This is a genomic window from Glaesserella sp. (assembly GCF_041817755.1).
Classification (GTDB): domain Bacteria; phylum Pseudomonadota; class Gammaproteobacteria; order Enterobacterales; family Pasteurellaceae; genus Glaesserella.
The window spans coordinates 1-25842 of the sequence record NZ_JBGYBX010000022.1; the positions used below are offsets into that span (position 1 = coordinate 1).

The 25842-nt window shown below is 42.7% G+C and carries 23 protein-coding genes, 2 tRNA genes and 1 pseudogene; 11 read left to right on the plus strand and 15 right to left on the minus strand.

Annotated elements, in window-relative coordinates; genetic code table 11:
- Positions 1 to 71: 71 nt before the first annotated feature.
- A tRNA-Val gene (locus tag ACEYKX_RS02170) sits at positions 72 to 147 on the minus strand.
- Positions 148 to 327: 180 nt separating this feature from the next.
- On the opposite strand from ACEYKX_RS02170, the gene gltX reads away from it, so the two are divergent.
- The 3 genes and pseudogenes from gltX to ACEYKX_RS02185 form a co-directional block, all read left to right on the plus strand.
- Positions 328 to 1767 carry a glutamate--tRNA ligase gene (gene gltX, locus ACEYKX_RS02175; protein ID WP_373766865.1) on the plus strand — a complete coding sequence of 480 codons (1440 nt, stop codon included), beginning with the start codon at positions 328 to 330 and terminating at the stop codon, positions 1765 to 1767.
- A gap of 82 nt (positions 1768 to 1849) precedes the next feature.
- Positions 1850 to 1925 (plus strand) — tRNA-Ala (locus tag ACEYKX_RS02180).
- Between the two features lie 179 nt (positions 1926 to 2104).
- Positions 2105 to 2275 (plus strand): annotated as a pseudogene (locus ACEYKX_RS02185) (IS1595 family transposase); the annotation flags it as partial.
- 56 nt (positions 2276 to 2331) lie between these two features.
- Here the strand turns inward: ACEYKX_RS02185 and ACEYKX_RS02190 are convergent.
- The 3 genes from ACEYKX_RS02190 to ACEYKX_RS02200 form a co-directional block, all read right to left on the minus strand.
- Positions 2332 to 3246, minus strand: coding sequence for a hypothetical protein (locus tag ACEYKX_RS02190; RefSeq protein ID WP_373780391.1), 915 nt, complete (start codon positions 3244 to 3246; stop codon positions 2332 to 2334).
- A 179-nt stretch (positions 3247 to 3425) separates the two neighbouring features.
- Positions 3426 to 4091, minus strand: coding sequence for a substrate binding domain-containing protein (locus tag ACEYKX_RS02195; RefSeq protein WP_373766863.1), 666 nt, complete (start codon positions 4089 to 4091; stop codon positions 3426 to 3428).
- Between the two features lie 36 nt (positions 4092 to 4127).
- Positions 4128 to 4331, minus strand: a complete 204-nt coding sequence (locus ACEYKX_RS02200) for a LysR family transcriptional regulator (RefSeq protein ID WP_373766862.1) — start codon at positions 4329 to 4331, stop codon at positions 4128 to 4130.
- A gap of 118 nt (positions 4332 to 4449) precedes the next feature.
- Here ACEYKX_RS02200 and ACEYKX_RS02205 point away from each other — a divergent pair, with 118 nt between their 5' ends.
- From ACEYKX_RS02205 to ACEYKX_RS02215, 3 genes are read left to right on the plus strand one after another with little or no spacing between them, the layout of a single operon-like run.
- Complete coding sequence (locus tag ACEYKX_RS02205; RefSeq protein WP_373766861.1) at positions 4450 to 5607, plus strand: PLP-dependent aspartate aminotransferase family protein; 1158 nt, start codon at positions 4450 to 4452, stop codon at positions 5605 to 5607.
- A gap of 26 nt (positions 5608 to 5633) precedes the next feature.
- Positions 5634 to 7064 carry a Na+/H+ antiporter NhaC family protein gene (locus tag ACEYKX_RS02210; RefSeq protein ID WP_373766860.1) on the plus strand — a complete coding sequence of 477 codons (1431 nt, stop codon included), beginning with the start codon at positions 5634 to 5636 and terminating at the stop codon, positions 7062 to 7064.
- A 60-nt stretch (positions 7065 to 7124) separates the two neighbouring features.
- The gene (locus tag ACEYKX_RS02215) at positions 7125 to 8267 is read left to right on the plus strand and encodes a PLP-dependent aspartate aminotransferase family protein (protein WP_373766859.1); all 1143 of its coding nucleotides are present in this window, start codon (positions 7125 to 7127) and stop codon (positions 8265 to 8267) included.
- Between the two features lie 108 nt (positions 8268 to 8375).
- Here ACEYKX_RS02215 and ACEYKX_RS02220 read toward each other — a convergent pair whose 3' ends face one another.
- Positions 8376 to 8987 (minus strand): beta-phosphoglucomutase family hydrolase, encoded by a 612-nt coding sequence (locus tag ACEYKX_RS02220; protein ID WP_373766967.1) that lies wholly within the window; start codon positions 8985 to 8987, stop codon positions 8376 to 8378.
- Between the two features lie 117 nt (positions 8988 to 9104).
- Positions 9105 to 10319: an aromatic amino acid transport family protein gene (locus ACEYKX_RS02225; protein ID WP_373766858.1), complete on the minus strand. Its 1215-nt coding sequence runs from the start codon at positions 10317 to 10319 to the stop codon at positions 9105 to 9107.
- 348 nt (positions 10320 to 10667) lie between these two features.
- On the opposite strand from ACEYKX_RS02225, the gene ynfF reads away from it, so the two are divergent.
- From ynfF to ACEYKX_RS02250, 5 genes are all read left to right on the plus strand, one after another.
- Positions 10668 to 13085, plus strand: a complete 2418-nt coding sequence (gene ynfF, locus ACEYKX_RS02230; RefSeq protein ID WP_373766857.1) for a selenate/tellurate reductase subunit YnfF — start codon at positions 10668 to 10670, stop codon at positions 13083 to 13085.
- A 10-nt stretch (positions 13086 to 13095) separates the two neighbouring features.
- Entirely contained in the window at positions 13096 to 13713 is a 618-nt protein-coding gene (locus ACEYKX_RS02235; RefSeq protein ID WP_373766966.1) for a DMSO/selenate family reductase complex B subunit, read from the plus strand.
- Position 13714: 1 nt separating this feature from the next.
- Positions 13715 to 14551 carry a DmsC/YnfH family molybdoenzyme membrane anchor subunit gene (locus tag ACEYKX_RS02240; protein WP_373766856.1) on the plus strand — a complete coding sequence of 279 codons (837 nt, stop codon included), beginning with the start codon at positions 13715 to 13717 and terminating at the stop codon, positions 14549 to 14551.
- A gap of 244 nt (positions 14552 to 14795) precedes the next feature.
- On the plus strand, positions 14796 to 16025 hold the full coding sequence (locus tag ACEYKX_RS02245; protein ID WP_373766855.1) for a uracil-xanthine permease family protein: 1230 nt from the start codon (positions 14796 to 14798) through the stop codon (positions 16023 to 16025).
- 112 nt (positions 16026 to 16137) lie between these two features.
- Positions 16138 to 17037: a DUF4189 domain-containing protein gene (locus ACEYKX_RS02250; RefSeq protein WP_373766854.1), complete on the plus strand. Its 900-nt coding sequence runs from the start codon at positions 16138 to 16140 to the stop codon at positions 17035 to 17037.
- A gap of 100 nt (positions 17038 to 17137) precedes the next feature.
- Here the strand turns inward: ACEYKX_RS02250 and mutM are convergent, their stop codons facing one another.
- The 9 genes from mutM to ACEYKX_RS02295 all read right to left on the minus strand — a co-directional run bounded on the left by mutM (position 17138) and on the right by ACEYKX_RS02295 (position 25676).
- Positions 17138 to 17962 carry a bifunctional DNA-formamidopyrimidine glycosylase/DNA-(apurinic or apyrimidinic site) lyase gene (mutM, locus tag ACEYKX_RS02255; protein ID WP_373766965.1) on the minus strand — a complete coding sequence of 275 codons (825 nt, stop codon included), beginning with the start codon at positions 17960 to 17962 and terminating at the stop codon, positions 17138 to 17140.
- A 71-nt stretch (positions 17963 to 18033) separates the two neighbouring features.
- On the minus strand, positions 18034 to 19323 hold the full coding sequence (gene brnQ / locus ACEYKX_RS02260) for a branched-chain amino acid transport system II carrier protein (protein WP_373766853.1): 1290 nt from the start codon (positions 19321 to 19323) through the stop codon (positions 18034 to 18036).
- 127 nt (positions 19324 to 19450) lie between these two features.
- Positions 19451 to 20176 carry a 3-oxoacyl-ACP reductase FabG gene (gene fabG, locus ACEYKX_RS02265; protein WP_373766852.1) on the minus strand — a complete coding sequence of 242 codons (726 nt, stop codon included), beginning with the start codon at positions 20174 to 20176 and terminating at the stop codon, positions 19451 to 19453.
- Between the two features lie 180 nt (positions 20177 to 20356).
- On the minus strand, positions 20357 to 21292 hold the full coding sequence (gene fabD, locus ACEYKX_RS02270; RefSeq protein ID WP_373766851.1) for an ACP S-malonyltransferase: 936 nt from the start codon (positions 21290 to 21292) through the stop codon (positions 20357 to 20359).
- Entirely contained in the window at positions 21285 to 22631 is a 1347-nt protein-coding gene (locus tag ACEYKX_RS02275) for an MATE family Na+-driven efflux transporter (RefSeq protein WP_373766850.1), read from the minus strand. Before ACEYKX_RS02275 ends, fabD begins: the two co-directional genes overlap by 8 nt.
- Before the next feature lie 10 nt (positions 22632 to 22641).
- Positions 22642 to 23256 (minus strand): GNAT family N-acetyltransferase, encoded by a 615-nt coding sequence (locus tag ACEYKX_RS02280; protein WP_373766849.1) that lies wholly within the window; start codon positions 23254 to 23256, stop codon positions 22642 to 22644.
- A 47-nt stretch (positions 23257 to 23303) separates the two neighbouring features.
- Positions 23304 to 23927: a LysE family translocator gene (locus ACEYKX_RS02285; RefSeq protein ID WP_373766848.1), complete on the minus strand. Its 624-nt coding sequence runs from the start codon at positions 23925 to 23927 to the stop codon at positions 23304 to 23306.
- 85 nt (positions 23928 to 24012) lie between these two features.
- Positions 24013 to 24759, minus strand: coding sequence for an epoxyqueuosine reductase QueH (locus ACEYKX_RS02290; RefSeq protein WP_162856795.1), 747 nt, complete (start codon positions 24757 to 24759; stop codon positions 24013 to 24015).
- Complete coding sequence (locus tag ACEYKX_RS02295; protein WP_373766847.1) at positions 24756 to 25676, minus strand: restriction endonuclease; 921 nt, start codon at positions 25674 to 25676, stop codon at positions 24756 to 24758. Before ACEYKX_RS02295 ends, ACEYKX_RS02290 begins: the two co-directional genes overlap by 4 nt.
- Positions 25677 to 25842: the final 166 nt, after the last annotated feature.

Here is a 25842-nt window from a genome sequence, read left to right on the forward strand (position 1 = left end):
GCTCTCCCAACTGAGCTAATCGCCCTTTTCAAACTAAATTAGATTATCACAACGGACTTCAAACGTTGAAGTGGTGGGCGATACCGGTCTCGAACCAGTGACCCCCTCCTTGTAAGGGAGGTGCTCTCCCAACTGAGCTAATCGCCCGTTGTTGTGGGGAGGCATTATAGGGAGCAAAAATTTTCAGTCAATCCATTTTTGTGAAATTCAGCCCATTCGTTGTAAAAATCATCAGATTCGTTCATTTTCCACTATGATTCCCTCTCAAGAAGAGTAAAATATTAAGATCTTTTTGTTGATAAAATTCTAAAAAACATAGGCGATAATATGAAGATTGAAACCCTTTTTCCTTTAGATCCGAATGTGAAAGTGCGTACCCGTTTTGCGCCAAGTCCGACAGGCTATTTACACGTCGGCGGTGCGAGAACCGCTCTTTATTCTTGGTTGTATGCAAAACATAACAACGGCGAATTTGTATTACGCATTGAAGATACTGACCTTGAGCGTTCTACCCCGGAAGCAACCGCAGCGATTATTGAAGGCATGGAATGGCTCAATTTAGCGTGGGAACACGGTCCTTATTTCCAAACAAAACGTTTTGATCGTTATAACCAAGTGATCGATCAGATGATTGAAGAAGGCACGGCATACCGTTGCTATTGCTCAAAAGAGCGTTTAGATGAATTACGTGCAAACCAAGAAGCAAACAAAGAAAAACCACGTTATGACCGCCACTGCTTAGGCGATCATTCGCACGATCCGAGCGAACCGCACGTGGTTCGTTTTAAAAACCCAACGGAAGGCTCAGTGGTCTTTGATGATGCGGTGCGCGGGCGCATTGAAATCAGCAATAGCGAACTGGATGACTTAATTATCCGCCGTACCGATGGTGCACCGACCTACAACTTCTGTGTGGTTGTTGATGACTGGGATATGGGCATTACCCACGTTGTTCGTGGTGAAGATCACATCAACAACACGCCGCGCCAAATCAACATCTTAAAAGCGTTAGAGGCAGAAATCCCGACTTACGCTCACGTGTCGATGATCAACGGCGATGACGGTCAGAAACTCTCTAAACGTCACGGAGCAGTCAGCGTAATGCAATATCGTGATGACGGCTATTTACCGGAAGCCTTAATTAACTATCTCGTACGCTTAGGCTGGGGACACGGCGACCAAGAGATCTTTACTCGTGAAGAGATGATCGAATTATTCGACATTCATTCGGTAAGCAAATCGGCAAGTGCCTTTAACACTGAAAAATTACAGTGGCTAAACCAACACTATATGCGTAGTTTGCCTGCGGACTATGTCGCAAAATACCTTGAATGGCATATGAATGATCAAGGAATTGATTTCTCTCAAGGACCTGCATTAGCAGAGATCATTCCAGTCTTAAGTGAACGTGCAAAAACCTTAAAAGAGTTAGCGAGCCAAAGCCGTTATTTCTATCAAGAATTTGATAGCTACGATGAAAAAGCGGTCGCAAAAAACTTCAAAGCGGAAGCAATTGCACCACTTGCAAAATTATCGGAAAAACTGACCGCTTGTGATGATTGGACGGTTGAAAATATCCACGATGCGATGAACCAAACAGCGGCAGAACTTGAAATCGGTATGGGAAAAGTCGGTATGCCGTTCCGTTTAGCGGTCACCGGTTCTGGACAATCACCATCCATGGATATTACGGCGAAGTTAGTCGGCAAAACGAGAACCCTTGCGCGTATTCAAAAAGCGATTGCCTTTATCCAAGCACAAAACTAGTTAGTTTTTAAGCAGTTAATCTGTTTGCCGTATTTTCAGATTGACAGAGAAAAAGCGAGAGCATATTATCTCTTGCGCTTTTGGGGATATAGCTCAGTTGGGAGAGCGCTTGAATGGCATTCAAGAGGTCGTCGGTTCGATCCCGATTATCTCCACCAAATTCATAAAAAGCCTTGGAATAATAGTTCCAAGGCTTTTTTCGTTTAGTCAGACACATGTCCGTAGGTGTAATGGACAAATTTGCTGCTAAAAAACAGCAGGAAGTCTTACAGTACAAGACGTTCCGCTTTCTTTTTTTGAAGTAAGTCGTCTAAGTCAGCATAAACAAAATAAACTCATAGGGCTATTTGTGGCAGGCATCACTGCTCAAACAGCGGCTGAATTGGTAAATGTAAACAAAACGGCAGCAACCTATTACTTCCATCGTCTACGATTGCTTATCTATCAAAACAGTCCGCATCCGGAGATGCTTGAAGGTGAAATTGAAGCCGATGAAAGCTATTTTGGCAGTACCCTTATAAAATGCGTGAAATAGAATTTATGCCAATACCATACTTGTTTTTATCAAGGTCTTACTTTGTTTTCTATTGGTTTTCCGTTGCTATCCACACTGCAACAATCTTTTAAATAAAATCCGTCAATGTATTCGTAATATCCGGAAGAATTCTTTTTAAACAAATCATCATAATGGTTTCTAAACCGCTCAAATGATTCCCCCGAACTCCATTCGCTTCTCTTTATCCATTCGCCATATTTGGTTTTTGCAAAAAATATGTGCAAATTATCATTGTCTTCCCAAATTTCACTGACTACAAACTGTTTCGGATTTTTCCCTTCTTTTATCATTCTTTGTTCTGCCATTTTGACAGCGGCATCGCTATTGATGACATTCGGTACATAATAAAGCGCATACGCCCCTGTTTGATTGTTTGTAACGAATAATTTAAAGTTTTTGTTTCCATATCCGCTTAATTTTTGATAGCCGTCAAGCGGGTATCTGCAATCAAGATTTTGCGTTTGGCAATAGGCTATAAAATTTTCTCTCCCTTTTGACTTTGTTGTTTGGTAGGCAAACCATTTCCCGCTTTGGTCTTTCAGCAGCCCGACAAATGACAACTCATTGGAAAGCCAAACAAATCCACTGGTGGCATCTTTACCGTATTGTCTTTTAAATTCACTTTTGGTCGCACGGTAAACAGCGTCCCCCGTTGTTTTTAACACGCGTTCTTGACGAAGCCATTCTCCCGTATTCTCATGATAAACAAACACATCATAATGCGAACGCGTATCCGTGCGAACAGGCGGGCTTTGATAACCGCCCTGTTGCTGCCGCTCCCGTTTTTGTTTATCTATTTCGGCTTGCATCATTCCGTTCCAGTTATGCCAAGATTGCGAACCGGGCTGGTACGGATTGGCAAAAGCATTTTTGGTCGGAAATAGTAAACATAGCAATGATGCGGTTATAAAAAATTTTTTCATATAACTCTCCTATCATGGTTATCTGTTTTTCAGGCAACCTGAAAAACATTAGGTTTCAAACGGCAAATGCCTCAAGCCTCTTTTTACCAACACTTTTGTCTACCATGCCTTATTTTCGTTTAGTCAGATACATGTCCGTATATGCTCAGATAAAAAGGCATGCCGTTTATTTCTCTTCGTCATATTTCAATCGAAAAAGTCTGATGAGCAAATTTTTCCAATAAATAATCAATAAAGACCCGAATTTTCGGGCTGTTATGACGCGAAGGGAAATACAAGGCATATAAGTGGTGCGTATGAAACACCAGTTGTTCGGTTAATTTCAATGGCTCAATTCGGTGATTTTTAATGTTGTCTTCCAGTAAATAAAGCGGTAAGTAAGCGACGCCTTTATGATTTAAGACCGCTTGCAGTGAAAATAAACTGCAGTTTGATTTGATTGATTTCAACGTTTCGGCATCATCCATTTTTTTTAAGGTCGGGTTCATTTCCGGATACATTAATAATTGATGATGGCGTAGATCCTCAATCGTTTCCGGTCTGCCGCGTCGTGCTAAATATTCAGTTGAAGCACAATAAACCCAGTCTATCGGACATAAATAACGGAGGGAAAAATTATCCGGCGGCATGGAAACAATACGTAAGGCAATATCATAATCTTCTTCGTTTAAATTCACTAAGCTGTCACTTAACTTGATATTCACATTGATATGCTGATAACGTTCGCTAAACTCATAAATAAGCGGCGCAAGTTGTGAGCAACCGAACGCAACCGGGCAAGTAATGGTTAATTCGCCTTTAGCTTCTTTGTTATAAGTGCCCGCATTGCTATATAAATGATCCAAATCAGCTAAAATATTTTGGACATTTTGATAGAAATATCAACCGGCATCCGTCAATAATAAACTTCTTGTCGTCCGTTTGATTAACGTCACCCCTAATTCTTCTTCCAGCAATTTCAAGTTTTGACTCACGGCGGAAGGTGTCAGATTGAGCTCTTTCGCCGCATCATTAAAGTTACCCAAATTAGCAATAGCCACAAAGCAATGAATACGTTTGAGCGACATATGACGGAGGTTTTTCATTGTGAAGATTTTTTGATAACTGATTTAAATTTATATAATTAAAACACCCTTTATTTTACGGGTCAATAGTGTGAACATTAGCCCATCCACCTTTAACACTACTCGATGGGAGTTATCTATGAGAACAAAATCAAAGTCCATTGCGACTCTAGCCGTTCACGCCGGTTACCAAAAAGATGAAGCTTATGATGCGATTGTCACCCCGATTACCACGGCGAGTTCGTTTATCCAACGTGATTTGAACGAGCAACGTAAATTCTGTTATTCCCGCGTATCCAATCCGACTCGTTATGCTTATGAAACCGCATTGGCCGACATCGAAAACGGCATTTATGCTACGGCAACCGCCAGCGGTGTCGCCGCAACCTCGCTCGCCTTAGAATTACTACCGAAAGACAGCCATATTATTGTGATTACCGGAGTATACGGCGGTACATTCCGTTTATTTGAAAGCATTCGTAAAAGCACTTTCGGATTTTCATTCTCCTACATTAACTTAAATGATCAGGCGGAATTAGAGGCAACATTACAAAGCAATACCCGCATGATTTGGATCGAAAGCCCGACGAATCCGCTGTTACGTATTGTGGATATTGAAAAAGTCTGCCGATTTGCTAAAGCGCACAACATCATTACCTGTGTCGATAATACCTTTGCTACAGCGTGGAACCAACAACCACTCAGCCTCGGAGCGGATTTAGTCATGCTTTCCACCAGTAAATATATTAATGGTCATTCCGATATTATCGGCGGAGCGCTCATTACCAACCGTGAAGATTTTGCCGCCGAACTCAATGCGAAAAAAACCGCCTTAGGGGCGATTGCTTCTCCGTTTGATGCGTACCTTGCGCTACGCGGCATGAAAACGCTCGATCTGCGCATGCAACGTCAATGTGACAATGCCTTAAAAGTTGCCGAATATTTAGAAAGTCATCCCGAAATTTTAGAAGTCCATTATCCCGGTTTACCTTCTCATCCCGACTATGAACTGTGTAAAAAGCAAATGCGTAGCGGCGGTGCGGTCGTTACTATTCGTTTAAAAGGCGATTTGGAACGGGTAAACCGCTTTATCAAAGGATTGCAATATTTTGTCTTGGCGGAATCACTAGGAGGAGTCGAAAGTATGGTCAACCATAGCGCGACCATGTCTCACGCCAGTATGGGAGCGGAAGCCAGAGCGGCTATCGGTATCTTTGATACTACATTACGTTTATCGGTCGGGATTGAATCCATAGATGATCTGATTGAAGATTTGACCTATGCATTAGCACAATAGAGTAAGATAAGCTGAAGGGGCATATTATGCAAGATTACGGTATTTGGGCGGTGCTGACACCGCTGTTAACCATCTTATTGGCAGTTTTAACCCGCCAAGTGATTCTCTCCTTACTGACCGGTTCCGTATTCGGATTTATCGTGTTGCATGATTTTCATATTCTCGTCGGGATTAAAGCCACTTTAGACGGTATTATTCACATTTTTGCCGACGGCGGTAATGCCAAAACCATTATTTTTATGGTCTTGATCGGCGGTATCATGCGGTTAGTTGTCGTGACCGGCGGTATGCGGAGTTTGGTTCAAGCGTTGAGTGAAAAATCGCAGCTGATTAAAGGGCGTCGTTCCGTCCAACTGCTGGCGATGATCATTACTTCCCTGATTTTCGTCGAAAGTTCGATTAACCAGTTGGTTGCCGGTGTGTCGACTAAAAAACTGGCTGAAAAATACGCCGTCCCGCCTGAAAAAATGTCTTACATTATCCAAACTTCCTGTGTATCCGTTTGTTCTTCGGCAATGATTAATGGTTGGGGGGCCGCGATGATGGGAGTCATCGGCGTACAAATCAGTAAAGGTTTTCTTTCCGGTGAACCGTTTGAAATTCTTGCCGGTTCCATGGTCTATCACTTTATGGCGTTCTTCTCGTTAGCGACAGTGCTTTTCTACATTTTTACCGGAGCGTCTTGGGGACCTATGCGTAAAGCGGAATTATTAACCAAATATCCCCGTCTCAAACGCAAAAAAATACAAGACCAAAGCCAAGCTGACCAAAACGACTACGTCATCGATCACCCAAACAGTAACAGTATCCTAAACTTCCTTATCCCGATTTTATCTACCGTATTGACCGTACCGGTTATGCTATATATTACGGGGCACGGAGACTTTTCCAAAGGCAGCGGTTCAACCTCGGTATATTATGCGGTAATTTTCGGGCTTTCGGTGTCATTCGTTTGGTTTATGGCGCGCCGTCTTTTTACCATCGACAGTTTCTTCAAAGAAATTTATATCGGCTTTGCAAGTATGGTAAAAATCAGCTCGGTGATGATCTTTGCCTTTTTAATGGGCAGCATTTGCGGGGACTTACACACCGGTGCTTATATTGCCAAAATCTCATCCAGCGTGATTCCACCCAGCTTGACCATCGGTTTTATCTTCTTAATTAGCGCTATCATGTCGCTGGCAACCGGCACATCTTGGGGAACCTTTGCGATTATGATCCCAATCGGCGTGCAACTCGGCGTATCCGTCGGTGTTCCACCGGAATATATGATTGGTGCGGCCATCTCAGGCTCCATCTTCGGTGATATGACCTCGCCGATTTCCTCCGACGCGATCGTCGCGTCAATGGCAACGGATTGCGAACATATCGAACACATCCGAACCCAATTCCCTTATGCGTTAGTTACCGGAATCATTGCCTTATTGGCTTACATTGTGCTTGGTTTAACCCTTTAAACGTTGATATCAGGAGCTTCGACTCCTGATATTGCTTAACTCATCCTTTAGGAAATCGCAATGAAAATAAACACCAAAGTATTACACGGTTATGAAATGACGGATAAAACGACCGGCAGTTCGTCCGTACCGATTTATCAAGCATCGACTTTCCATCAAAGCGATTTGGACAGCCACTCGGGACCGATCTATTCCCGTTTTTCCAACCCTTCCCGCAGCGGGCTGTGCGATGCGATTTGTGCGATAGAAGAAGCCGAACATGCCGAAATTTTTGCCTCCGGCATGGCGGCAATCAGCGCCTCGCTATTACAATTTAAACAAGGCGATCATATTGTTGCCTGTAAAAATATTTACGGCGGGACATTCCAACTGATGACGGAAATGCTGCCCGCTTACGGTATTGAAGTCAGTTTCGTCGATGCCACCGATCCGAATAACTACCTCACGGCAATCAAAGACAATACCCGTGCATTTTATTTAGAAACACCGTCAAATCCGACACTGCAAATTACCGATTTACAAGCGGTCATTTCCATTGCCAAAAAATACAATTTACAAACGATTTGCGACAACACCTTTATGACGCCGTTACTGTCAAACGTTATCGGTTTAGGCGTTGACATTTCGATCAACAGTGCAACCAAATTTATTAACGGACACAGCGATGTCGTTCTCGGCACGCTGGCAACCAATAACGCATCATTAGCGGAGAAAATTCATAAAATTGCCGTCGTCCTCGGCGGTATCGCCGCCCCATTCGATTGTTGGCTGACCATGCGGGGGTTAAAATCGATGGCAATGCGTATCAAACAAGCCAGCGGCAATGCCCAACAAATCGCCGAGTTTTTAGCCGCTCACCCGAAAGTCAAACAGGTTTTCTACCCGGGGCTTGCCGGCCACGCAGGGCATAAAATCCATATGCAACAATCCAAACATGGCGGTATGATCATCTCCTTCGATTTAGGCTCTTACCAAAATGTCACGAAATTCTTACAAGCGGTCAACATTCCGCTTGTCGCGGTCAGCTTGGGCGGAATCGAATCCATCATCTCTTATCCGGCAAAAATGTCACACGCTTGCGTCAGCCCGGAAGAGCGCTTAAAACAAGGCGTAACCGACGGATTATTGCGTTATTCCGTGGGGTGTGAAGATGCGGAAGATTTAATTGAAGATTTGAAACAAGCCTTGGAAACCTTAAGCTAATACCCTAACGTCCTCTAATACTTCTTTATTTAGCCCCTTTCCCGCAAACGCGGCGAGGGGAAAGATATTGATTTCAACAGTATAGTGATCAAACAACCCGCTAAAAAATCATGAGTTACGTTCCGCTTGAATGAGTTGCAATGTTCTGACATCAAACACATCCATTCCGCCGGCTAATGCGGCCTGTACGCCTAAATCGGCGTCTTCAAACACCAAACAGTGTTCCGGCTTCATTCCCAACTTTTCCGCACAACGCAAAAATGTTTCAGGATCGGGCTTATGTTTTGTCACCTCTTCAGAATCAACTACCGCTTGAAAGTAAGGCGTTAATTGAAAATGATCGAATAAGAGTTCTACCAATTTACGATGAGAGCCTGTACCTAATGCCATAGGCTTTTTCCCAAATTGCGTTTTCACGATGTCAAAAGCCGGCAATAACGTCGCATTGTCCAAAATTATTTGTGTCGCAATTTCCCGTTTTATTTGCACAAATTGCTCCAAATAGTGCGCCGGTACCTGATATTGCGCCATAATCGCTTTTGCAATGGTAAACGATGTCGCACCGCTTAATTGATACATCACATCGCCTTTCACCTCATAGCCGATTTTTTTTCCCGCTTTTTCCCAAGCAAGAGCATGGCTTGACATCGTATCAATCAGCGTACTGTCCATATCAAAAATCAGTGCGTGATACTGATCTAAAATATCCTCTTTTAACATTTTTTTCGCCTCATCAAAAAGCCCGCATAGCCAATGTTGCAACAAAGTCATTCGTATAAAATGACGCAAACATTTGCAAAATATCTCAAAAAACAAACCGCTTGCAAACGGCAACCATTAACCGACTACGTGTGGTAATAAGCCTTGTTCAATTAAGAACGGTACAATCACAATAAATACCCCAATGACAAGGGCGATAAGCAATGACGCATTCCCCCCTTTCACACGATAAGCTAAATTCGGCGACTGGCGACGAAGTTTCCAAACCATCGCAATCGGTAACACAATCGCATAGAACGCAAACATTTGCCCTGCATAACCTAATGCGGCAATAAATCCTTTCGGATAGAAGAAGGCAAATAACATTGGCGGAATAAAGGTTAATAAGCCTAATGCTTTACGTCCGGCATGGATTTTCACTCGTTTGAGCAAATCTTCAAGAGCTTCGAATAAGCCTAACGCCACACCTAAGAAAGAGGTAATTAACGCTAATGCCGAGAAAATTTTCACCACGACGCTAATCAGCGTACTGCCGGTAATTTGACGTACCGCTTCCGCCAACCCGTTTAAAGTCGGATCTTTTTCTAAAATTTGGAGAAATTCCGTTTGGCTTAACACTCCGTGCGTTGCCAATTGCCATAAAATATAAGCGATCAACGGAATGGATGTCCCGATTAAAATTGAAATACGTAGAGCGTTTACATTGCCTTCCAAATATTTATTTAAACTTGGAATCGAGCCGTGGAAGCCAAACGCCGTGAAAAATACAGGGCTTGCCGAAATCAATAACGCATTGTTAATCGGCATTTCCAATAAGTTATCAATCGATACTTTCGGCAATAATAAAAAGAGCACCAAGATAAATGCCAAGATTTTCGTGGTAAACAAGATACGATTAATGACATCCACGCTTGTGGTTCCGATGACAATAAACGCACCGAAAAATACCGTAAAAATCACACCGGCAATTTTTGTGGTGGTTTCGGCATCGACAATCGTAGGTAACATACCGGCTAAAATCGAACTACCGCCCGAAACATAAGCGGACAAAATGGCGTATAAGAAAATAATCAATACCGTAGTCGAAATAATACGACCGAACGCTCCATAATATTTTTCGGCTAACGTCCCAATCCCGGCATCACTTTCTACGGTTTGATACACTTCCACAAACAATAACGCACTGAAACACAACAATAACCATAAAGCGACTAACAACACCACCGTAAAACCAAAACCGATACCCGCTGAAGTCAGAGGCATGGCAAGCATCCCTGCACCAATCGTTGTACCCGCAACGATTAAGGTGCTTCCTAATGTTTTATTTTTCATATAAACACCCGTCAATCAAAAATGAACAAGTTGATTTTAATAGAAAAAAGCGTTTTCTCCACAAAAATATGATGACGATGTCAAATATTTTTTCATTTCGTAAACATTTATTTACACCTATTAAGCAACGAGTTCCACTGCTTTTCCTAAAACACCTTTATGTTGTTAATGAAAAGTAAATGCTTTAACTCTCTTTTTACTTTTAAAAAAAACTGAATTCTCATATTAAAAATACTACATAAAACTACCTTGTATCGGTTGGGTCAATATGAGACCTTTGCCTCACTTTTTATCACTAACACATTTTTACTTTTTGATTGAAGTGAGTAATCAATATGGGGGATATTTATGGATAACTCGATATTAAACCCGACATTAAATCGAAGAACCTTTTTAAAAGGCACTTCGGTGGGGGTTGCGGCAATTGCAGCGGATATATCTTTGCCGTTTAACGCGATGGCAAACGAGCAAACTCCGCCAAAAAACACCACGGAAGACAAATGGGTATGGAGTGCCTGTACGGTAAACTGCGGTAGTCGCTGTGCATTACGTTTACATGTTAAAGACGATGAAGTGTATTGGGTCGAAACCGATAATACCGGTAATGATGAATACGGAAACCATCAAGTTCGAGCTTGTCTGCGCGGTCGTTCCATTCGCCGTCGGATGAATCATCCCGACCGTCTAAAATACCCGATGAAACGCATTGGAAAACGCGGTGAAGGGAAATTTAAACGCATTAGTTGGGACGAAGCGTTAGATACGATCGCCGATAATTTAAAACGCATTTTAAAAGATTACGGCAATGAGGCGGTACACGTGCTATACGGCACGGGCGTAGACGGCGGTAATATCACCAACTCTAACGTGCCTTACCGTTTAATGAATGCTTGCGGTGGTTTTTTAAGTCGTTACGGCAGTTACAGTACGGCACAAATCCGTATGGCGATGCAATATCTGTACGGCGAGCGTAGCGGAAACAGCCCTGACGATATCGCCAATTCCAAACTGGTTGTCATGTTCGGGAACAACCCTGCCGAAACCCGTATGAGCGGCGGTGGCGTAACCTATTATGTGGAGCAAGCGCGCGAACGTTCTAATGCGCGAATGATTTTAATCGATCCGCGTTATAACGACACCGGTGTGGGTCGTGAAGACGAATGGATTCCGATTCGCCCGGGAACGGACGGTGCCTTGGCCGCGGCTCTCGCTTATGTATTGATTACCGAAGAAATGGTAGACCATGCCTTTTTAGATAAATATTGTATAGGCTACGATGAGAAAACCTTGCCAGCCAGTGCACCTAAAAACAGCCATTACAAAGCCTATATTTTAGGACAAAGTGAAGACGGCATTGCCAAAACCCCGGAATGGGCGGCAAAAATTACCGGTATTCCAAGCACCCGAATTATCAAGCTTGCACGAGAAATCGGGCAAGCAAAACCGGCGTTTATTTGTCAAGGCTGGGGACCGCAACGCCACTCAAACGGCGAACAAACCGCCCGAGCCATTGCCATGTTGGCGATCTTAACGGGAAATGTGGGAATCAACGGCGGTAATACCGGCGATCGTGAAGGCACGTACGACATGAAGCCGGAGTGGTTTTCCATGTTAAACAACCCGGTGAAAACCAAAATTTCGGTGTTCACTTGGCCGGATGCGATTGATCACGGCACGGAAATGACCGCCCTTCACGACGGCGTACAAGGCAAAGCGAAACTCGATGTCCCGATTAAATTTATGTGGTGCTACGCCAGTAATACGCTGATTAACCAAAACAGTAATATCGGACGCACGCACGATATTTTGCAGGACGACAGCAAATGCGAAATGATCGTCGGTATCGATCACTTTATGACGGCATCGATGAAATACTGCGATATTGTTCTACCGGATTTAATGCCAACCGAGCAGGAAGATTTAATTCCGCACGAGGCGGCGGGCAATATGGCGTATGTGATTTTAGGGCAGCCTGCCACCAGCCGTAAATTCGAACGCCGCCCGATTTATGAGATTCTAGCCGACGTGGCAAAACGTTTGGGCGATGAGGTGTATCAAAAATTCACTGAAGGGCGCACCCAACATGAATGGGTTCGTTACCTTTGCGAACAAACCAAAACCCGCAATCCGGATATGCCAAGCTACGAAGAGATGAAAACGATCGGCGTGTATAAACGTAAATGCCCTGACGAACACGTCGTCGCTTTCAAAGCGTTCCGTCAAGATCCGGAAGCCAATCCGCTTAAAACGCCTTCCGGTAAAATTGAAATTTACTCGGAACAACTGGCGAACATTGCCAATACGTGGGAACTGGCGGAAGACGATGTCATCCATCCGCTGCCGGTTTTTTCCGCCGGATTTAACGGCGTGGAGGATCCGAAAAAGGAAAAATATCCGTTCCAGTTAGTCGGTTTCCATTACAAAGCAAGAACCCACTCGTCTTACGGCAATATTGATGTATTACAAGCGGCAAACCCGCAAGAAGTGTGGATTAACCCGATTGATGCACAACAGAAACAAATTAAAGACGGTGAATGGGTACGTATCTTTAATGAAATCGGCGAAACCCGCCTGCCGGCAAAGATTACCCCGCGAATCATGCCGGGCGTCCTCGCCATGGGGCAAGGCGCATGGCTGCAAGCCAATATGTTCGGTAACCGCGTCGATCACGGCGGTTGTGTCAATGCCGTTACCACTCATCGACCGTCACCGTTGGCAAAAGGTAATCCGCAACATTCCAACTTAGTTCAAATCGAGAAAGCGTAAGGGGTAAATGATGAAACAACATGGATTTTATTTTGACGCCGAGCGTTGTACCGGTTGTAAAACCTGTGAATTAGCCTGCAAAGACTATAAAGATTTAGGCACCGAGGTAAATTTCCGCCGTATTTATGAGTACGCCGGTGGCAATTGGATTCAGCAGGCGGACGGCTGTTGGAACCAAGATGTCTTTGCCTATTATTTGTCGATTTCGTGTAACCACTGCGCCGATCCCGCGTGTACCAAAGTCTGTCCGACCGGAGCAATGCACAAAAACGAAGACAGCTTTGTCATTGTGAACGAAGAAATCTGTATCGGCTGCCGTTACTGCCATATGGCTTGCCCTTATGATGCACCGCAATACGATGCGAAAAAAGGGCACATGACCAAATGCGACGGTTGTTACTCCCGCATCAAAGAAGGGCATAAACCGATTTGTGTTGAAGCTTGTCCGCTGCGTGCGTTAGATTTTGCACCGATTGATGAGTTACGCGAAAAATACGGCAATCAGGCATCTATCGCACCGTTACCGCCGGCGGAAGTGACACAGCCGAATTTAGTCATCAAGCCGAACAAACATTGCCGTCCGAGCGGTGATACCAACGGCTTCTTAGCCAACCCGAGGGAGGTGTAACATGAACGGATTACACGAATTACCACTGATTATTTTTACCGTATTGGCGCAATCGGTTGTGGGCGTGTGGTTGCTGTTTAGCTGGGCGTTATATCAACCGAATACCCTGCAAAGTAAGCAGTACTTACATAAAGCGATGTTTGTGTTACTCGTTTTATTGGGTATTGGCTTTTTCTGCTCGATTTTGCATTTAGGCTCACCGTTTAGGGCTTTCAACTCGCTTAATCGGGTCGGTTCATCGATGTTGAGTAATGAAATTGCCGGCGGTTCCGTTTTCTTTGGTTTTGCCGGATTGTACTGGTTGCTGAGCATACTGGGGAAAATGCCTGAAAAATTAGCAAAAGTATGTCTCATGTTTACTGCGCTGTTAGGCTTGGTCTTCATGTCTATGATGAACAATGTTTATCATATTGACACCGTCCCGACATGGAATACGACGTTAACTACATGGCAATTCTACTTAACCGTGCTCATCGGTGGTTCGGCGTTAGGCTATGCGTTGTTAAATGCCAATCCGCACAAAACATATCACTTAAGCTATGTGCCTTATCTGTATTTGATCGGGCTGTTTTGCGCGGTGATTGTGGTAATTTATCAAGCTTTCGGGCTAGCCCATATCCATAGCTCGATACAACAAGCGGTCAGTTTGGTGCCGGATTTTGCAAATCTGCAAGCCGCCCGTTTTACGCTGCTGGCGTTGGCTGCCGTCGCCTTATGTAAATCATCCAAAATAGGAATATTAAGCGTTGTGGCTCTGATGGTAATATTTGCCGAAATGATAGGACGTACCCTATTTTATGGGCTGCATATGACCGTCGGTACTGCCGTTGCAGGATAACTCCCATCCTCACCGCCCGTTTGCGGGCGGTGATTTTCGTCCTCTTTTCTTTCTCTGTTTGCAAATTATTGAGCGTAACCGACCGCTTGTTTCGTTGAGTCCCTCTGTCGCACAGATTGTCATGCGAACATCGCCACGGCGATGACGACAAATTTTCCTGAAATTCGTTTCTTTTTTCTATATAATGCACGTCCGGGTTACAACAAAGTAACCGGCGACTATCACACCTTAAGAGAGTTGAAAAATGACAACAGAAAATATCAGCACACCGAAGCAAGCCTTCGTCGGGTTACAAATGCTTTTTGTCGCCTTCGGCGCTTTGGTTCTCATGCCGTTAATTACAGGACTTGATCCGAACACGGCACTTCTCACCGCCGGTATCGGCACATTAATCTTCCAAATCTGTACGAAAGGGCAAGTCCCGATTTTCCTCGCCTCATCATTTGCGTTTATTGCACCGATTCAATACGGCGTACAAACGTGGGGGATTCCGGTCACGATGGGGGGAATCGTTTGCAGCGGATTTATCTATTTTGCGTTATCCGCCTTGGTGAAATTCAAAGGCATAGCTGTCTTGGACAAACTGTTTCCGCCGGTGGTTGTCGGACCGGTAATTATCATCATCGGCTTAGGCTTGGCACCGGTCGGCGTGGATATGGCGATCGGTAAAGGTACCGATATTCCTTATTCTACCGCCGTCACCGTTTCCATGATTACCCTTATCACAACGTTGATCGTAGCAGTGTTTGCCAAAGGCTTAATGAAGTTGGTACCGATCATGTTTGCTATTGTAGTCGGCTATATCGTTTCACTGTTTTTCGGTTTGGTTAATTTCCAACCGGTTTATGATGCCGCATGGTTCAGCCTACCGAATATCACTGCGCCGGAATTTAAACTGGAAGCGATTCTCTATTTATTACCGATTGCGTTAGCCCCTGCGGTCGAACACGTTGGCGGTATTATGGCAATCAGCTCCGTCACCGGTAAAAACTTCCTCAACAAACCGGGTTTACACCGTACACTATTAGGTGACGGTTTAGCGACATCCGCAGCGGCGATGGTCGGCGGACCACCGAATACGACTTATGCCGAAGTCACCGGCGCGGTAATGCTCACCAAAAACTTTAACCCGAAAGTCATGACCTGGGCGGCCTGTTGGGCTATCGCCATCTCTTTCTGCGGTAAAGTCGGCGCATTCTTACAAACCATCCCGGGTGTTGTCATGGGCGGAATCATGATGTTGGTGTTCGGTTCTATCGCTGCGGTCGGTATGAGTACGCTGATTCGGGCGAAAGTAGATATGGGCGAAGCGCGCAATCTGTGTATCGTATCCGTCGTCATGACGTTCGGTATCGGCGGCATGCTGATTAACGTGGGCGAATTTTCTCTCAAAGGCATTAGTTTATGTGCCATTGTTGCAATTATCTTAAACTTGGTACTGCCGAAAGAGTCCGCTAAAAAAGACACCCACTAATCCGTTAACGCATTAAAGAAAAAGCACAAAATTCGACACTTTGTGCTTTTTATATGACTAGGGAAAATTGAGTTTGCGCTTTGTTATATAACTTAAAATCTAAGGAGTTATTGTGTTTAAAAATTATATATCTATATTAAAATATTTTTTTAGTTTAAATATTATGCTGTTTTTATCAGCTTGTTCAACGATCATTAAACCAACCGATACGATTTATTGGCATGGTAAAGATGTATATGAATTTTTTGAGCGTAAACGTTTCCCGGATATACACTTAACATGTATTAAAAATGATGAAATAAGCCATATTTTTGGTTATCAATTATCTTTATATGACTTACAAACTTATGAAGTAGGACGTAATGCGACAACTATTTTTATGACTACAGATAAAGTCTATACCGGCGAAACAACTTGGACTTATGTATTTACTGATGCGAATGAAAAAATCACCTCAATTCGTGAAGCGACCGGATTTGGTGATATCGAAAAAGAATATAAATGTGGTGAGTATCGTGAAGAAATATTAGCTTCTGATGATGCTTTATCAAAACGTAAAGTTAAACCTCGAATTTGGTCAGCAATTTATTTTTCAGCGAGCAGCAATCTGATATGGGGAAATGATGATCCTTATAAGAACGTTGAAGATGCAAAAAAAGACGCTCTTGCTCAATGTCAAAAAGAGGGAAAGACTGATTGTCAATTCCTGCTGGCATTTAGTAATTCATGCTTCGGTATAGCTCGCGGTGAAAAAAACGGCACACCTTTTGATACAATGGGATTTCACATTACGTCAAACGATGCAAGTGAAGCCGCAATTAAAGAATGTCAGGATAAAAAGCAAGGCACAAATTGCCAGTCAGTCAATACCGTTTGTACAGTACCTTGTGACATTTTATCCGATAATAGTTGCATGTATGATCCGCCACAAGCCATTTATCCAGCCGTTAAAGGTGGGGAGCCTTTTATTATACCAATAGAAGGTCTTACTATTGAGGCAGAGAAAAAGTAATAACATCTAGCCATAATCACCCCAAACGTTAAATTGAACAACTAACTGATTAAGGTGCTGGTTTTAGCATCGTAGACAAGGTTGGTAAGTCGCCGCTTGTCTACGTCGGTAAACGCTGGCATCTCGGGCAATAGAAACTGTTTCGTTGCCCGATGACTTTAGCTTCAATCGGCGTACCGCAATCATTACACGCTTCGCCTTTTCGTCCGTACACTTGCAAAACCTGCGCAAAATAACCCGGTTTGCCGTCGGGCTGAATAAAGTCCTTTAACGTCGTTCCGCCTTGAATAATGGCATTGGTCAACACTGTTTTAATCACGGCGACCAAACGTTCACACTGTTTCGGCTTCAAATTCTGGGCAGCTAATTCAGGGTGGATGCCCGCCATAAATAAAGACTCGCAGGCATAAATATTACCAACACCGACAACTACCGCATTATTCATAATGAAATTTTTTACCGCGACGGTTTTATGGCGACTTTGTCGGTAAAGGTATTCCGCCGTAAATTCAGCCGAAAGCGGCTCCGGACCTAATTTGGCCAGCAACTCCGATTCATCCGCCCGATGAACCCATAACCACGCGCCGAATTTACGCGGATCGTTATAACGCAAAATCACACCGTTGTCGGTAATCAGATCGACATGATCATGTTTACCGATCGCTTTATCATCGTTGACCGATAAAATTCCCAACGACCCCGACATGCCGAGGTGAATCAAAATATCGCCGTTGTCCGTGCGAATAATCAAATACTTCGCCCGACGATAAATCTCAATGATATTCGCACCTTGCATTGCGGATAATTCATCACTGACCTTCCAGCGCAATTTAGGCTGGCGGATAATGATCTTTTTTATCCGCTGTCCGACAAGATAAGGTGATATTCCTCGGACACTCGTTTCAACTTCCGGTAATTCCGGCATATATCCTCCGTCACAAGCGGTCGGTTTTGACATGCTTTTTGCAAATCAAACGAACAACATCACCGCTTGTATTATTCACTTTGTTTTATCTTCGCCCAAACGTAACCGACGATCCCTCCGATAACGGCAAACGGTACCCACTCCATTGAATAGGATTTCAACGGTAGCTGCACCGTCCATTCCGCTCCACCGATCGAAAAGGCAGCAATCAGACCGACCGATACGATTGCCGCGCCTTGTGCGGCTTTCGGTAACGGCAACAGCAGATTTACCGACAAGGCAAGCAGTGCCGTCATCGCCACCGGATACAACACCAACAATACCGGTATGGCTTTACCAATCACGGCATTCAATCCTTGATTTGCCAAACCAAAGCCGATTAACGTGAAAACCACCGCATAGGTCTTATAGGCAATCCGTGGCAATATGCTATGAAAATACGCCGATGTGGCGACAATCAACCCGATTGCCGTCGTTAAACAAGCCAACGTCACGATCAGCCCCAATACGCTTCGCCCCAATTCACCGAACGCCTGCATTGCCGTTTCGTTCAAAATGTAAGTACCGAGGTTTTGCCCTTTCGCCACAACCGCATTAGCCGTTTCAACCGTCAACGGTATTTTGTAACCAATCCAACCGATGGCGATATAAATGACGGCTAAGGCAAATGCGGCAACCAACGCGGCATAAGCCGTCTGCTTGACTAAATCGTTTCCGTCGTGCCGGCTTTTGGCTTTAATCCCGTTAATCACCAATACGGAAAAAGCGAACGCCGCCAAGGCATCCATCGTTTGATATCCGTCTAAAAAACCGGTAAAGAAAGGTGTATGAAATGCATTGGTTTCACGGATTTCCGTTTCGGAGAACAGCATCACGGCTCTGATGACCAAGACAATAATGGCAATTAACAATGCCGGCGTTAAAATTGCGCCGATCCGATCGATCATTTTGTTCGGATTTAAACTGAGCCACAGCGCCAAACCAAAATAACAAGCGGTAAAAATCAAAAGAGACGTCGCGTCAGGCTTCTCTAAAAACGGCACAATGACCATATCGTAAGCCGTCGCCCCCGTCCGCGGAATAGCAAAAAACGGACCAATGGTTAAATAAATCGCAGAAAGCAATATGAGTGAAATGAGCGGGCTAATATTCTCCAAGGCTTTTTTATACCCACCGTCATAGCAAGCCGCAACGATTGTTGCGACCAACGGTAAGCCGACACCGGTTAAGATAAAGCCGGATATGGCAAACCAAAAATGTTCACCGCTTTCAAATCCCAGCTTAGGCGGAAAGATCAAGTTCCCCGCACCAAAAAAGACGGCAAACAACATGAAGCCGACAATCAGCGTATTTTTGTTCATACAATACCTACAACAATCACTTTAAATAAAGTGCACTATCCAAATAAAAAAGAAAACGGGAAACCCCAAAAAGAAAACCGAATTCTACCTTTGCAAAATTCGGTTTAAAACAGACCGCTTGTTGCGGTTAATTCATGTATAAACCACCGTTGACATGGATGGTTTCACCGTTGATGTAAGCGGCATCATCGGATGCTAAAAACGCAACGGCTTTGGCAATATCCTGTGCAGAACCAAGTTTGCCCGCCGGAATTTGGCTTAAGATCGCATTTTTTTGCTCTTCAGTAAGTTCATCGGTCATATCCGTAGCAATAAAGCCAGGAGCCACCACGTTTACGGTTACACCGCGTGAAGCGACTTCTTTCGCCAACGATTTAGAAAAACCGACAAGACCGGCTTTTGACGCACAGTAGTTGGTTTGTCCCGGATTACCTGATGAACCAACCACAGAGCCGATAGAGATAATACGGCCGCCTTTTTTCATCATCGGACGTAATACAGCTTTAGATAAACGGTAAATTGAGGTTAAGTTGGTTTGAATAATATCGAACCAGTCATCTTCTTTCATACGCATTAATAAACCGTCACGGGTAATCCCTGCGTTATTGACGAGAATATCAATGTCGCCGAATTGTTCTTTGATTTGAGCAAGCACTTGCTCGATAGATTCAGCATCCGCTACGTTTAAGACTAAACCTTTGCCTTTGTCACCTAAGTAAGCTGAGATTGACTCCGCCCCTTTTTCTGACGTTGCCGTGCCGATAACGAATGCACCTTTAGAAACTAATTCTTCAGCGATTGCACGCCCAATTCCACGGGTTGCCCCCGTGACTAATGCGATTTTATTTTGCATATATTAATCCTATTTTATGTGTAATCCCTCCCTGTTTACGCGGGAGGGTTAGGGAGGGGGATTGCAACGAAGTTGCAAGATATTCAATAAATCTTACCACTTGTGTTTGCTCTAGCGAGCAAATCCCCCCTTCTGCCTTCGGCACCTTCCCCCGCAAGCGGGGGAAGGGAATATTTCATATTAAAACACCACCGCTTCAAACGATGCCACATCATTTACCGCTTTTGCCGATAATTCTTTAACAATACGGCCTGCCAAGCCGGTCAGTACTTTATTTGGACCGATTTCATATAAATTTATTACACCGTCTTGAGCCATTTTTTCGACCGTTTCCGTCCAACGCACCGGGCTATAAAGCTGGCGAACCAACGCATCACGGATTTTGTCCGCATCGGTTTCAACGGCAACGTCCACATTGTTAATTACTGGAACAAGCGGTACGTTTAACGAGATATTTTGCAATGCTGCCGCTAATTTTTCTGCCGCAGGTTTCATTAATGCACAGTGTGAAGGCACGCTCACCGCTAATGGTAACGCACGTTTTGCCCCTGCTTCTTTACATAATTCGCCTGCACGCTCTGCCGCTGCTTTCGTGCCGGCAATCACCACTTGACCCGGTGAGTTGAAGTTGACTGCGGAAACTACTTCGCCGATTTCACTTGCCGCTTGTTCGCACGCTTTGATGATCGCTTCGTTATCTAAACCGATAATCGCAAACATCGCCCCTGTACCTGCCGGCACAGCACTTTGCATCGCTTGACCACGCAGCTCGACCAACTTGATCGCATCTTGGAAATCCAATACACCGGCACAAACCAATGCAGAATATTCGCCCAAACTGTGTCCTGCCATTACCGCAGGTTTTTGCTCAGGGAATTTCTCTTGCCAAATACGGTATAACGCAACAGAAGCCGCCAATAACGCAGGTTGAGTACGTTCAGTTTTACCCAAATCTTCCGCAGTGCCGTTTTGGACTAAATCCCATAAATCATAACCAAGCACATCACTGGCTTGTTTGAACGTTTGTTCTACCACAGGGTAAACAGGTGCAAGATCGGCAAGCATACCAACCGCTTGAGAACCTTGTCCCGGGAATACCATTGCAAATTTAGACATTGTTTGTTCCTCTTTTTAAACTATTTGAACTATAAAAAATCTCTACTATATTAATATTATTATTTTTTAATGCTTTAAGATATAAAATTATCGTTGGAATCATATCAACAATCATCCCGCCACCAAAAACATAAGCAATATTATCCAAATTCATTGTAATAACATTTGACTTATAAAGAATAAATACAACCCCATAATATCCAATATTAACAATAATGGATTGCCATAATAGATATTTAGTTAAACCTAAACCAGTCAATGTTGCATCAAACACTCCGTTATTAAGCATAAAAACAAAATAAAATATAGTTTGAATGGTCATTAAATGAATAATGGTATCATTTTCAATCTTTAGTATGCTAGATAGAAACATTTCCCATAAGGGCATGGAAAGTAGCCACAAAATGACAAATAATATTGTCATTAACAAATAGGAAAATGATTTAAGCCTTATGTTATCTATATTACTAGCAACATCTCTTTTTACTACTTCGGCTAAAGCCATTGAGGGAGCAAGTAAAATTCCCCAAATTATACTATTTGCTATCCAAAAAGATCCCTGCTCACCAATTTGATTCATCATGCTCAGAATCATGACAAAAAATACTGTATTTCTTACTAAGGATTCCAAACCTGAAAAAGCCCCAGTTTTAAACCAATGTTTGATCCATTCAACATCAAAGATAATATGATTGGATTTAAAATAGCAAATCAAATTTGTTCTAAATAGTATGTAAATAGTTAAAATCACATTAATAATAATATTAGAAATTGCAATACCATTAACACCTAAATTTAAAGAAAGACTATTTGATGATATAATAAAGGTATCACTTAGCATTAATAGTAATGATTTCATAAGAGAAAACACCACCATTCCTTTAATCTTATTCAGAGTTGCCAAATATACAATCAAATACTCTACTGAAATTGAAAATAAAATAGCAATAGATTCCAACTTGATATAAGTTTCAGCTTGAGGAATCAATTCAGATTTTAAACCAACCCATTCAAGCAAAGTATATGAACTTAAAAAAATGAAAATAGAAAATATGACATGTACTAAAAAAACAACAATAAGACCATTTATAACACTATTAGATAAATCTTTGTCACTTTTTCTATAAGAAATAAATAACATATAAAATAATGGTACTAATAATGCCTCTTTAATAATTTCATAAAGGATATTCAACCACTGAATCTGGCTCGCAATATTGAATCCCCATTCATTTGGCATCTCTCCGATAAAATGTAATCGGATAATATTTTGAACAGATGGAATTATCATTAATAAAAGAAATGCAAACCAAAGTCTTATATCAAAAATTCTGTTCATTATTATTTCCTTAGTTTTTAACCATTCTTGAATACTGCCCAATCACATGCCAACCAAGCGTTTCGTAAAGCGGTTTGCCTTGATCGCTGGCACACAGAAGCCCGACCGTCACACCGTTTTCTACCGCATAGTTGGTCAGTAATTTCATGACTTGGGTAGCGAGCCCTTGGCGGCGATAATTTTCATGGGTTTCAATTAAATCAACCACCGCATAGTCATTTTGATAGGCAACCTGCCCTCTGCTTGCTAATGTTTGTTGATGATAAATTTTTACCACGAAACGGTTTTCAGATTTTTCCGCTTGAATTGCAAATTTTTCCGCCAAACTGACCGCTTGTATCTGAAGGTGTTCGTTTATCATCATAAAGTTAAATAAACGATGAACCCAACCTTTAGGTACAGTAAACCCTTCTTTTAAACCACTGACACAGAAATAATCTTTATCTGATAAATAAGCTTGTGCTTCCACCATACTTTCGGGGCTATACAACAGCAGCTCTTGCTCACGCTTACCGTCATTAACCTCTTCAAACAAATAGCCGTTTTTAATCACTTTTGCAGGCGGAATTTGACGAGAGATTGCCCAAATCGGAACCCAGGTATCCCAAAATGTTTTTGAATCCACATTTTCCCCTTTTGCAAAATATTGATGAAATCTGACCGCTTGTTTATTTAGCTCGCAATCACTTTGATGCCCAATCCCGCCATTACCGCACCTAATACACGATCAATCCAATGCCCGGCTTTTTGAAACTGGCGGTTGACGGACGGAATAGAAAGTAAAAATGCGACCGTGGCAAACCAGGCAAACAATAAAAACATCATCCAAACGCCGTAAATGCTTAATTGCCACAACGGCATATCAGGCGAAAGTACCACGGTGAACACCGACACCAAGTAAACCGGTGCTTTCGGATTTAACACGTTACATAAAAAGCCTTTCCATAGGGTTTTCCAAAGACTTTCAGGGGCAACGGTTTCCTGCTTAATTTCGATAACTTCGTGCTTTGCTTTCGCTTTTAAGCCTTGGTAGCCGAGATAAATCAAGTAAGCCCCTCCGATAATTTTAATCGCAGTGAGTAGCCAAGCTGCATCCGCAATCACCGCAGCCAATCCCAACACGGAATAAAGCAAATGCACCCCGAAACCCAACCCGACGCCCAAGGCACAAGTTAAACCGGCAATACGCCCACGGCTTAATGTTTGTTGGGATACAAAAATAAAATCCGGACCGGGAGAAATTGCGGCTAACAGATGAATTCCTGTGATGACAAAAAAGCCTTGCCAAAAATCCAATGTTTCAATTCCTTGTTAAATTTGCAAAATATTGTCGGAAACAGACCGCTTGTATCACTTTCCTTTTGAATCAAAAGAAAGTGACTTAATCCGGTGAATAATACAGTTTACCGATTTCAATACGTTGTCGCCCTGTTTCTAAACGCCATTTATTTGAATCACGCAACGAATAGACACAGCCACAATATTCTTGTTGGTAGAAACGTTCACGTTTGCTGATTTCGATCATCCGTTGTGAACCGCCGTTTTTACGCCAATTGTAATCCCAATAAACCACATCATCATAAGCAGCTGCCGCACGGTGTCCGCAACCGTTGATTTGGTTCATATCTTTCCAACGGGAAATACCTAAACAGCTGGTAAAAACAGGGTAGCCATTTTCGTGAGCATATTTTGCAGTTTTCTCAAAACGCATATCAAAGCACATTGTGCAACGAATACCACGCTCCGGCTCCCACTCCATTCCTTCCGCTTTCTTAAACCACTCTTTACGGTCGTTTTCATAATCGTCATCGACATCAATAAACGGAATACCGTGTTTTTCAGCAAAACGGATATTTTCCTCTTTGCGTAGCAGGTACTCTTTTAATGGGTGAATGTTTGGGTTGTAGAAGTAGATCGCAAATTCGATCCCTGAAGCGTGAATAGCTTCCATCACTTCACCTGAACAAGGGGCACAGCAAGAGTGTAGTAAAAGTTTGTTGTGTCCGTTCGGCAGTTCAAGTTTCTCACGCACAAAAGGGGCGTTCGGATCTTTGCCTTTGCGGGTTAATTTGCGTTTTTGTTGTAACGCTTCTTTGTGGGCTTGGGGTTGATTGGTTTGTTCTGTCATCTATAAAAATCATCTAATTGGTAAGTTATTACTGGTGTAACATAAACTTGATATTTTGCGACTAATTCGACTAATTTATTACCATCAATTAACGTAATTGCTCGAGTTCCTTCTCTTGAAGCTAGCAATGCACCTTTAGAAAAGGATGTGGTAGTAATGAAAATTCCAAATTCAGCTCGGAATTTATCCATTGCTCCACGGAATTTATCTATTTCAGGAGAACTGATTTTCTGTTCCTGACTCCAACGCTTAGCCTGAATAGCAACTCTCGTTGTTCTAAAATCATCTGCAGTTACATAGCCGAAGCCATCCAATCCACCATCATTTGAAACTGAAATACCGATATTTTCATCAATATCTACTCCCATTTTTCTTACTAAGGCACGACAAAACATCTCAAATTTTTTAGGTTCCATTTTGCAAAGGGCTATTTTTAATTTTTCTTTCCACGTATCAATGGAATCATCTTCAATTTCCATCTCTTCATCATTATCAACATCTAAAACGGAGTTTTTATGATGACTTTGTCTTTTTTCTTGGTTTCTTTTACTTCTGCGTTCCCACTCTAACTCTGCGATAGAACGAATATCTTTTTCAATGTGTAATTTTTTAATATCACACTCTTGCCCTTTATCCGTTAAGGATAGTTCTCCTCTTTTAGGACAAGTTAAAAATCCAGAAAACTCTAAATTAGCAATACTAAAGTTAAAAACAAAATCAAAAGGTTTCCATGGTTTCCCATTTTTCTTAGAAATTCTAACTTCATCTATGGCATCTTCTATATCAAAATTAGAATTCCGTAATTCATCTTTTAATTCTTCCCTTGTTGCCTTACCACCTAGATTCTGTAGTAATTGAATAAGAATAGGCATTAAAAAGTCTTCTTGACCTTTCTTGTTAAGTGACTCATAACGCATAAAAATACCTTAAATAATAAAGAAAAAATATCGACACAATTAGTTTCCCTTCTGAACCGCCTGAGCGTGTTTAAATTTGTAGGAACATTTTTCTCTGAGCCAACGAAGTTGGCGAATTTAAAATGTTCCGTTAAGCAAATTTAAACTAAGCGAAGATAAGCGGTGA